The sequence below is a fragment of the Pseudomonas sp. AKS31 genome, from assembly GCF_023634765.1.
Taxonomy (GTDB): Bacteria; Pseudomonadota; Gammaproteobacteria; order Pseudomonadales; family Pseudomonadaceae; genus Aquipseudomonas.
Genome location: NZ_JAMLFX010000002.1, coordinates 337,274 through 346,494, shown reverse-complemented (window position 1 = coordinate 346,494; position 9,221 = coordinate 337,274). Strand labels below are relative to the sequence as shown.

At 58.5% G+C, this 9,221-nt stretch carries 11 protein-coding genes; 4 read left to right on the top strand and 7 right to left on the bottom strand.

All coding sequences use genetic code 11. The features are described 5' to 3' along the window. On the top strand, positions 1-807 hold an 807-nt coding region (locus M9827_RS07580), incomplete at its 5' end, for an ABC transporter ATP-binding protein (RefSeq protein WP_250604758.1). Positions 808-911: 104 nt separating this feature from the next. Here M9827_RS07580 and M9827_RS07575 read toward each other — a convergent pair. After that, positions 912-1,781, bottom strand: coding sequence for an NmrA/HSCARG family protein (locus M9827_RS07575; protein ID WP_250604756.1), 870 nt, complete (start codon positions 1,779-1,781; stop codon positions 912-914). A 32-nt stretch (positions 1,782-1,813) separates the two neighbouring features. Then, complete coding sequence (locus M9827_RS07570; RefSeq protein WP_250604754.1) at positions 1,814-2,746, bottom strand: NADP-dependent oxidoreductase; 933 nt, start codon at positions 2,744-2,746, stop codon at positions 1,814-1,816. 102 nt (positions 2,747-2,848) lie between these two features. Here M9827_RS07570 and M9827_RS07565 point away from each other — a divergent pair, with 102 nt between their 5' ends. After that, entirely contained in the window at positions 2,849-3,724 is an 876-nt protein-coding gene (locus M9827_RS07565; protein WP_250604752.1) for a LysR substrate-binding domain-containing protein, read from the top strand. Between the two features lie 51 nt (positions 3,725-3,775). Here the strand turns inward: M9827_RS07565 and M9827_RS07560 are convergent, their stop codons facing one another. The 3 genes from M9827_RS07560 to gabP all read right to left on the bottom strand — a co-directional run bounded on the left by M9827_RS07560 (position 3,776) and on the right by gabP (position 6,913). Beyond that, complete coding sequence (locus M9827_RS07560) at positions 3,776-4,189, bottom strand: PaaI family thioesterase (RefSeq protein ID WP_250604750.1); 414 nt, start codon at positions 4,187-4,189, stop codon at positions 3,776-3,778. 134 nt (positions 4,190-4,323) lie between these two features. Beyond that, positions 4,324-5,424, bottom strand: a complete 1,101-nt coding sequence (gbdR, locus tag M9827_RS07555; protein WP_250604748.1) for a choline metabolism transcriptional regulator GbdR — start codon at positions 5,422-5,424, stop codon at positions 4,324-4,326. Between the two features lie 88 nt (positions 5,425-5,512). Then, positions 5,513-6,913 (bottom strand): GABA permease, encoded by a 1,401-nt coding sequence (gene gabP / locus M9827_RS07550; protein WP_250604746.1) that lies wholly within the window; start codon positions 6,911-6,913, stop codon positions 5,513-5,515. 457 nt (positions 6,914-7,370) lie between these two features. Between gabP and M9827_RS07545 the strand changes: the two genes are divergently transcribed. Further along, a complete protein-coding gene (locus tag M9827_RS07545) occupies positions 7,371-7,844 on the top strand; it encodes a short chain dehydrogenase (RefSeq protein WP_250604744.1) in 474 nt (157 codons plus the stop codon). A gap of 44 nt (positions 7,845-7,888) precedes the next feature. Here M9827_RS07545 and M9827_RS07540 read toward each other — a convergent pair whose 3' ends face one another. Further along, positions 7,889-8,323 (bottom strand): HhH-GDP family DNA glycosylase, encoded by a 435-nt coding sequence (locus tag M9827_RS07540; protein WP_250604742.1) that lies wholly within the window; start codon positions 8,321-8,323, stop codon positions 7,889-7,891. A gap of 195 nt (positions 8,324-8,518) precedes the next feature. Here M9827_RS07540 and M9827_RS07535 point away from each other — a divergent pair, with 195 nt between their 5' ends. Beyond that, a complete protein-coding gene (locus tag M9827_RS07535; RefSeq protein ID WP_077572547.1) occupies positions 8,519-8,767 on the top strand; it encodes a DUF6555 family protein in 249 nt (82 codons plus the stop codon). Positions 8,768-8,907: 140 nt separating this feature from the next. Here M9827_RS07535 and M9827_RS07530 read toward each other — a convergent pair. Next, a partial coding sequence (locus tag M9827_RS07530) for a DUF7677 family protein (RefSeq protein ID WP_250604740.1) occupies positions 8,908-9,221 on the bottom strand: 314 nt, incomplete at its 5' end.

Genomic DNA, 9,221 nt, shown 5'->3' with positions numbered 1-9,221 from the left:
GGCGTACTGGTGCCGGCGGGCGGCGCGGTGACGTTCGACAAGGTGAATTTCAACTACAACGGAGAACGTCAGGTCCTCGATAACCTGAGCCTGAACATCCGCCCCGGCGAGAAAATCGGCCTGGTCGGCCGCTCCGGTGCGGGCAAATCGACGCTGATCAACCTGCTGTTGCGCTTCTATGATGTCGACAGCGGCGAGATTCGCATCGACGGCCAGAACATCGCGCATGTCACCCAAGACAGTCTGCGCAGCGCGATCGGCATGGTCACCCAGGATACGTCCCTGCTGCACCGCTCGATTCGCGACAACATCGCCTACGGCCGCCCGGACGCCACCGACGAAGATATCCGCCGGGCTGCCGCCAATGCGCAGGCCGACGGTTTCATCAGCCAATTGAGCGACAAGCAAGGCCACAGCGGCTACGACACACTGGTCGGCGAACGCGGCATCAAACTGTCCGGCGGCCAACGCCAACGCATCGCCATTGCCCGAGTGATGCTGAAGAACGCGCCAATCCTGCTGCTCGACGAAGCCACCAGCGCGCTGGACTCGGAAGTCGAAGTGGCCATCCAGGAAAGCCTCGATGAAATGATGCAGGGTAAGACCGTCATCGCTATTGCTCATCGACTGTCGACGATTGCGGCGATGGATCGACTGATTGTCATGGATGAGGGGCGGATTATCGAGCAAGGGACGCACGCTGAGTTGCTGAGCCGGAACGGTATTTATGCGCGGCTTTGGCAGCATCAGAGTGGTGGGTTTCTGGGTGAGGATCAGGGGGTGGCGGCGGCGATGGATCAGGCTTGAGGGTTTCGGACTGAGTGGGGAGCAGTCGCTTGTGAGCGACTGCTTTACGTTTTGGATGGGGGCATTGCACTGGCAAAAATCACCTATGCCCCCGGCCTGACGGTTTAAGCTTCGGAAACGGCCTCGCGCACGAAATCCTCATAGGTGCGCAGCGGGTGCCCAATCAGGGCCTGAATCTGTTTTACCGTTTCTTCAGCGGAGCGCATGCCGAATTTCTGGATGCCCGCCATCATCAGACGCATGTCATAAGCCAGCCAGGTGGGGCCATACGCAGCCAGTTGTCCTTCGAAAGCCGCGACGTCATCACCACCATAGGCGACTTCGCGGCCCAGAGCAGTACTCCAGATACTCGCCACGGACGCACCGGTGAGTGCTTGCGGCCCAACCAATTCCAGCGTTACACGATCCAGCTCTGCGGGTGCCTTGTCACGTCGCAGCAGCTCTGCGACCGCAACATCAGCGATATCGCGCGCGTCAATCATCGACACGCCGGCGGCGCCAATCGGCATTGGATACACCGAGTGGTTCTGGATAGTCTGTTGCACCATCCGGTCGTTCTGCATGAAATAAGCCGGACGCAGAACCGTGGCAGGCATGTCGAAACTCTCGATCATGCGCTCAACCGTATATTTGCCAGTGAAGTGCGGGACATTGGTGAATGTGTCGGCATGGATCACCGACAGATAGACAACGCGTTCGATCCCCACCTCGCGAGCCAGGTTTAGTGTAATCAACGCCTGAGTGACCTCATCGGGCGTCACAGCATTGAGCAGGAACAGCGTACGCACCGAGGCCAGTGCAACGCGCATCGACGCTACGTCCGTGAGGTCGGCGACCACTTCAGTGACGCCAGCCGGAAATTCCCGCTTGCCCGTTTGACGCACAAGGGCTTTGACCTCGGCGCCCGCGCTAGCAAGGCCTTGAGTGATCAGTGAACCAATGGTGCCGGTGGCGCCAATAACCAAAATGCTCATGTTTAAAACTCCTGCGTGGGATTCAAAGTGGATCAGCGAGTGAAATCCGCAACGACCTTGCCGGTCCGTGAGGTGCGATTGCGTTCGATCGCGTCGGGAATATCAGAGAAACCAACGACATCGCCGATCCTCGATTGAAGCGTGCCGCTGGCGACTTCCCTGGCCAGTTTCTCCAGCAAGTGAGGATCAGGCTTGTTCATGAACCAGAGGCCTCGGCGATTCGCCGGCGTTCTGGAAAGGATGTCGGGGGATGAAGTGCCGACAACCACACCGTCCTGCGCCAACACCTGCCACGACCGGTCCAGGACCTCACCACCGACGTAGTCGAGCACCAGTTCGATATGGCGGACGATGTTTTCGAAACGCTGAGATTGGTAGTCAATGACAGAGTCGGCGCCGAGGCTTCGTACGTAATCGAGGTCGGCAGTCCCCGCCGTTGCAAAGACCTCGGCGCCCGCCCGCTTGGCGTACTGCACGGCATAAGCGCCCAGCCCGCCTGCTGCGCCATGAATCAGGATTCGCTGCCCTGCGCGGATAGGCCCCGCGTGATGAAGACTGTTCCATGCAGCAATGGCTGCTACAGGCATGGCGGCCGCATGGATGTCGTCCAGGGCCTCAGGCGTGAGGGACAGACTCGCTTCGTTTACGGTCACGAACTCAGCGTAAGCGCCCAATGCGCCCATCGCTGCCATGACGCGGTCGCCAACACTGAAACGAGAGACTCCGGGGCCCACCGCTTCAATCACTCCGGCCATTTCGGCGCCCAGCACGATGGGCAGTGGCAGCGCGAATGCATTGCGCACCTGTCCTTCGCGAATCTTCCAGTCGATGCCATTTACGCCCGCGGCTTGAACCCGAACCAGCACCTGGCCTTGCTCGGGTGTTGGTTTCTCGATCCTGGAAACTTGTGCGACTTGTACACCACCGTAGGCTCGTATCAATACGGCGCGTTGAAGTGTATTCATGGGAATTCCTCATCTCGTGTTCCGATGACAAGAAATTAATCCGTTGCGCAGACAAAACGAAGACCACAAAATCCATATACCTCGTTTCAAATGTGGAACACCATGAACATTAACGCGCTACTGGATTTCATCCTCGTCGGCACTCATTCAGGGCTGGGAAAGGCGAGCCGTGCGAGCGGCATTCCCAAAGCCACGTTGTCGCGACGGATCGCGGAACTGGAAGATCAACTCGGCGTGCGGCTGATAGAGCGCAGCGCGCGCGGTCTGAAGCTCACCGAAGCGGGTGAGGCTCTGATTTCCCGAACCGAAGGCCCGCTCAGTGAAGTGACCGAAGCCATGACCGCAGCAGGTGAAGGCGTGTCAACGCCTCGCGGACGTCTGCGGGTCGCTGCGCCGATTCTGTTCTCGCAGCTCGCAATGGGACGTATCGGCGCCGAGTTCTGTGCCGCTTATCCGGATGTATTCATCGAGGTCGTTTCGGAAGATCGCAGGGTGGATCTGGTGGAGGAACAATTTGACGTCGCCATTCGAATCAACCCGAGCCCGGACAGCAGCCTGGTCGGCCGGTGCTTCGCCAAAGACCGGCTGGTCGTGGTGGCAGCGCCTGAAATGCTCAGGCCGGAGCCCGGCGCGATCAGCGCCGTTCCCGCTATCGTGACGTCGACTTTCCAGCCAACACACTGGAGTCTTGATGGCGGGCAGTTGGTTTTGGAGCCAATCCCGAAGATGCAATTCTCTTCGCTACTGATGGTTCGCGATGCCGCTATCGCCGGCGGCGGTGCAGCGCTCATCCCGCAGTCCATCGCCTGGAACCAGCTCTCCCGTGGTGAGCTGGTTCAGTGGGGGACGGTGGCAGATGCCGAACCAGCGCTTTGGGTCCTGCATACCTCCCGGCGACTCGCGGCGCCAAAGGTCCGCGCATTCGTCGACTTCATGTGTGACAGGTATTCAGACATGTCTCTCGTGCTGAGGGGATAGAACTTGATCAGGTTCGGGCTCGTGTGCCCGTTGCCTTGATGCACAACTTTTTCAACTCACCGGCACCGCAAATACAGCACTGGCCCGCGCAACGTTTCGCTCCCCAACATGCAAACTGACAGCAGCAAACGCCAGCTGCCTTCCCTTTTTCGAATACTCCAAACGCACTTCCAGCCACTCGTTCATGTGCACGGCGCCGAGATAATCCAGAGTCATGCTCGCCGTGATCAACGGCTGCGGAGGGTCGCTGGAAAAGGCCATGGCGTAGCCCATACCGACATCGGCCAACGTCGCCAATACGCCGCCATGCAAGGTGCCGCGGCCATTGGCATGGCGTGAGTCGGTCAATAAGCCCAGCTCCAGTTGGAGCCCGCTGCCCCTCGCGTAGATCGGGCCCAGCAAATCGAGCAGCGGACTGCTGCGGGTAAACGTGGTGAAACCTTCGGGAATTGCGGTGGCGTCCATGGTCCCTCCGTGTGCCGGTGACTCACCGGCTTCATTGAGCTTAATGGGAGGGTTTATTGGCAATCGCCTGATGGAGCAAGAACTATACGGATGCGGAATCTCCGGTGATCAACTGTCGAAGCAGGATCGACCGCTCATCCCGTGGACGCCAGATCGCCACGCTCCATCATTCGAACACTGGCAAACGTCGATTCGTTGCGCGCCTGATCGAGCGTTGTCGCCGGTTTGATTGCAGACGGTTGCGCTACCGATTTACGGCTCATTTCAGAGCCGGATCGCTCGTCACTCGGCGGCACGCCAAAGTGTTCGCGATAGCACTTGGAAAAATGCGGCGTGGAGACGAAACCGCAGACGTACGCCAGCTCGACGATCGACAAGGACGTCTGCTTGAGCAGTTGTCGCGCCCGGATCAGCCGCAGTCTCAAGTAGTAGCGCGACGGTGTGCATTGCAGGTATTTCTGGAACAGCCGCTCAAGTTGTCGACGTGACAGATCGACGTACTCCGCCAAATTATCCAGGTCGATCGGTTCCTCAAGATTGGCCTCCATCAACGCCACCACTTCTTGCAGCTTCGGCTGGTGCGTGCCGACCACATGTTTGAGCGGAACGCGCTGATGATCCTGCTCGTTGCGGATGCGTTCGTACACGAACATCTCCGAGATGGCGGTGGCCAGTTCACGACCATGATCGCGGGCAATCAGGTGCAACATCATGTCCAGCGGCGCGGTGCCTCCGGAGCTGGTGAAGCGGTTGCGATCGAGGGTAAAGAGGCTGGTGCTGACGCTCACACGCGGGAAAGCTTCCTGCATGGCCGCCAGAAATTCCCAATGCACGCTGCACTCGTAGCCATCAAGCAGCCCGGCCTTAGCGAGCGCCCAGCTACCGGTGCAGACCCCGCCCAGGCGCTTGGACTGTCGCGCCAAGGCTTGCAGCCACGTCGTGTGCTCGCGAGTGATCGAACTCTGGATGCCGACGCCACCGCAGACGATGACCGTGTCCGCCACGGAGGGATTGCTCCACGACCCATCCGGCGTGATCGGCACGCCGTCGCTGGCCCAGACCGCCGCGCCATTGGCGCTGAAGGCATGCCAGCGATACAGCGTTCGCCCCGTCAGTTGATTGGCCATGCGCAATGGCTCGACGGCGGACGCCAGCGACATGAGGGTGAATTTGTCCAACAGCAGAAACCCGACGGATTGGGTCGCACCGTCGGCCACGGAGGAGATCGATGACATCATGTCCTCATGAAAATGGGTCTGAGACGCAGGCGTCTGTCATTCCCTTCGGCCTTCGCGAAGGGAGTATCAGGTTCCGCGCAAACGCCTACCCAACCGACGAGACCCTCGCCGTCGGCGCAGGATGACGCGACGTCAACAGGCCAATAAAGGAAATCGCCAGCGCCAGGCCGATGGTTGTCGTGACTTCGGTGCGGTGTTGCGGGGTGATCATCATCACCGCCAGCGCGGCGCAGATGAACACGATCACCAGCCACGTCAGCCACGGAAACAGCCACATGCGAAAGGTCAGTTCGACGTTGCGCTGTTGCAATATCCGCCGCATGCGCAGCTGCGACACCGCAATCGCCAGATACACCAGCAAGGCAATCGCCCCGGAGCTGGCCAGCAGGAATTCAAACAGCCCGGCGGGCATGAAGTAGCTCCACACGGTGATCGACGCACCCAGCACGGTGCTGGCGATAACCGCGGCGCGAGGCACGCCTTCCGAAGAAGTCGCCTTCAACGCTTTCGGCGCATCGCCACGCCGGCCCAGCGAGTACAGCATGCGCGAGGCGATGTAGATCGAGGAGTTCATGCAACTGGCCACGGCGATCAGGACGACGACGTCGACCATGAACTTGGCGTGCGGGATGTTCATGATTTCCAGGGCGCGCTGGTAAGAACCGACCGAAGCCAGCAGCGGATCATTCCAGGGCACCACGGAGATGACCACGAAGATCGACAGCAGGTAAAACACGCCGATACGCCAGATCACCGAGCGCGTGGCTTTGGCAATGTTGCGCGACGGGTCGTTCGATTCGGCAGCGGCGATGGTCACCGCTTCGGTACCGATGAAGCTGAACATGATGGTGATGAAAGCACCGACCACCGCCGACAATCCGTTGGGCGCAAATCCGCCGTGTTCGGCCATCAATCCGCTCAAGCCGCTGACTTCACGATCGGGCACCCAGCCCATCAACACGGCAAAACCGACGCCGATAAAACCGATGATCGCCACGACTTTGGCCATGGCGAACCAGAACTCGAACTCACCATACTTGGACACGCTGAACAGGTTGGTCACCACCAGTGCAATGATCGAACCCAAGGCAAACAACCAGGCATCGACCTGCGGAAACCATTGGTTCAGCACGTGCCCGGCGGCCAGCGCTTCGATAGGAATCACCAGCACCCAGAACCACCAGTACAACCAGCCGATGGTGAAACCGGCCCAGCGCCCGATGGCCTGGTCGGCATAGGTCGAGAATGAGCCAGTATCGGGATTGGCCACCGCCATCTCGCCGAGCATGCGCATGACCAGCACGACGAGCAAACCGGAGAACAGATAAGCCAGCAGAACCGCCGGCCCCGCCGCCGCAATGGCGTGCCCAGAGCCTACGAACAATCCGGCGCCGATAATTCCGGCGATGGACAACATAGTGACGTGACGAGGCTTGAAGCCCTGCGCCAATTGGCTACTCGAATCCATGGAGTTCGGGCTGATCATTGGTTTTTTTATTCTCTGCTGAACGACATTCAAGCAAGTTGACTGGGCAACCGAGCACGTTCGTTGCCTGCTGAACCTCCCGAAAGAAGTCCGTTCAACCGCCGCAGTTCTTATCAACCCCATGATCTGGATGGGATTATTTTGATGTGAAGACGCGTCACCTTACCCGGCCTGTCAGAGGACTCAATAGCCTGATTGCGCCATGGTTGTGTCTGATATCGACATCAGAAAACCGAGCGGTCGCAATGGATACCAATCAGTCAGCGAGAAGTCACGGAGTAAATTGCGGATACCAAGACTACTTCTATTGGGCACACGTCGCGTAGGCTGGCGCTTTTGCGCAAATCGCTCGGCTTTTAATCCTGCGCTTCACAGCGCCACCGACCTTTCCTCCATTGCATGGAACCCTGCCGGATCTGCGTTCTCTATCGCAAAACCAACCGAGGAGGGATTCACCATGATTGCCCCTGAAACCGGTATGAAACCGGGTGAGCGTTACCGCATTGAAAGCGTCGAGCGCGCGCCGCAATTTCCTGGATTTTTCCTCGACGGAAAATATTACCTGGGCCCCGAATTGCAAACGGCCGTCGGCTGGCTTGAAGGACAGAATTTCCTGTATGACCAACTCGATCCCAATGGCGAGCCGGTTTATCCGGGCAGAATCGTTGGCACGATTACCGCGCGGACACTGGAACTGGCGGATGGGTTGCGTCTGAGCATCGAGGAAATGCCGTTTCAGGCAGAAGCCGTTTCACCATTGCGGACGTTTGACGAAGTGACCGTTGAAACCCGACCACTGACGATATCGCAGCGGCACACAATAGCCGGCCGCCAGCCGATGCAACCTTCTGCGCTGTTGGTTGCAGGCGCGGCATTGCTGGTAGGGCTGTGCTTGTTGGCGATCAATCGTTCTGGCCGTCGAGTCAAATAGGCTTTGCACGACGCGGGCGGTGACCGTTTTTTTACGGCCCGCGATCAAAGGCTGATTACAGCGCTGGCTTCGCGCATGAAGATTTCCACGGTCTTCGGGCCGATGCCATCGAACTCCGCCAGTCGCTTCTCGAATGCCTGGCGATCAGGGCTTGCCTCGATCATATGGCTGACCTTGCCCGCGTACTCGTCGTTAAGCTTGCGTGCCAAGGCGTGCAGCCGCTCGGCAGTGGTCTCGTCGTAACGCACGTAATGCGCATCCCCTAGCATCGCGACCAGTTCACGATGGCTGCACGCAGCCAGTTTGCGCGGCGTATCGCGCCCGTGTTTATCGGCAATCACCCGATACGCTTCGGCGGCGATTTCAGCCTGTATCCGCTTGCCCATCAAGAAGCTCGCGAGCAGCCATTTGAACAAGCCACCGTCATCGTTGTGCTTAAGGTGAATGTTCAAATCCCTGGCGCTGATGGTCTTGTTCACCGCTAACCTCCGGGGTTGAAATCGTGGGGATTTTTCGTCCTCTGCCTGCCTGGCAGACGCTTGATCGTTAGGCTGCCGCCGGTTCCAACCGTTCAAAGCAAAACACTTACCAGCGGCCTGAAACGAACTCCCGAAAATCCTTTGAATTTTTTTCGTCGGCAAAACTCATTTGCGTATGAGCGTAAGGAGGAGCGCATGAGTAACGTCGACATCTTCGTCATCGAATACAAACTTCACGGCCAGCCAAAGTCATTCGTCATCCGCGCAAAAACCATGCGCAACGCTGACGCATGGCATTGGGCGAGTTGCGACGCCGGCATTGCGCCGATTCCAAAACCCGGCAAGCCACCGTTGAAAGTCATCTCCAAACCCCAGGCCGAACGGTTTGGCATCACCGAGGTGAAATGGCGCGAAACGGCGACAGTGGACTGGACGGAGGCTTAGTCATACTCAAACAGATCGGTAATACGCTGGATGGTGGGATTTGGCAGTCGCCGTGAGAATCCTCGAGCGCCACGCCGACGCCTGGCGGATACAAACCCGGGCATCCCGCGGATGTCTCGGGCTGGCACGTAAACTAGACATTAGCTCGTGCTTTTGGGTGGCCCATAGAGTTCGGTTTCCCAGTCCTCAAAAGGCGGTTTTACTTCGAAAGACCGATCGCAGTATGACCGTAGGTAGTCAGTCGCCCTTCTTTGCGCGTAAGTGAAATTGAGGACATTGCCTTCGTCGTCCATCTCTATGACATTCGCAAATATCGCAAAGACCTGTTCAATCGCACTGGGCTCTGAGCCATACATATCGAGGTACTTCACGTCCTTGAGCATGTAGTGGCTTCCACTGGCCATGAAGTATGCGAACGTTCGGAGTGCTCCACTGAAATCGTTACTTAGCTTTT

What these genes read in the sequence shown, in the direction of transcription:
- gabP (WP_250604746.1), bottom strand. Translation starts at nt 6,913, where the DNA reads ATGATCAGCCCGAACTCCATGGATTCGAGTAGCCAATTGGCGCAGGGC.
- M9827_RS07575 (WP_250604756.1), bottom strand. Translation starts at nt 1,781, where the DNA reads ATGAGCATTTTGGTTATTGGCGCCACCGGCACCATTGGTTCACTGATC.
- gbdR (WP_250604748.1), bottom strand. Translation starts at nt 5,424, where the DNA reads ATGTCATCGATCTCCTCCGTGGCCGACGGTGCGACCCAATCCGTCGGG.
- M9827_RS07545 (WP_250604744.1), top strand. Translation starts at nt 7,371, where the DNA reads ATGATTGCCCCTGAAACCGGTATGAAACCGGGTGAGCGTTACCGCATT.
- M9827_RS07560 (WP_250604750.1), bottom strand. Translation starts at nt 4,189, where the DNA reads ATGGACGCCACCGCAATTCCCGAAGGTTTCACCACGTTTACCCGCAGC.
- M9827_RS07565 (WP_250604752.1), top strand. Translation starts at nt 2,849, where the DNA reads ATGAACATTAACGCGCTACTGGATTTCATCCTCGTCGGCACTCATTCA.
- M9827_RS07570 (WP_250604754.1), bottom strand. Translation starts at nt 2,746, where the DNA reads ATGAATACACTTCAACGCGCCGTATTGATACGAGCCTACGGTGGTGTA.
- M9827_RS07535 (WP_077572547.1), top strand. Translation starts at nt 8,519, where the DNA reads ATGAGTAACGTCGACATCTTCGTCATCGAATACAAACTTCACGGCCAG.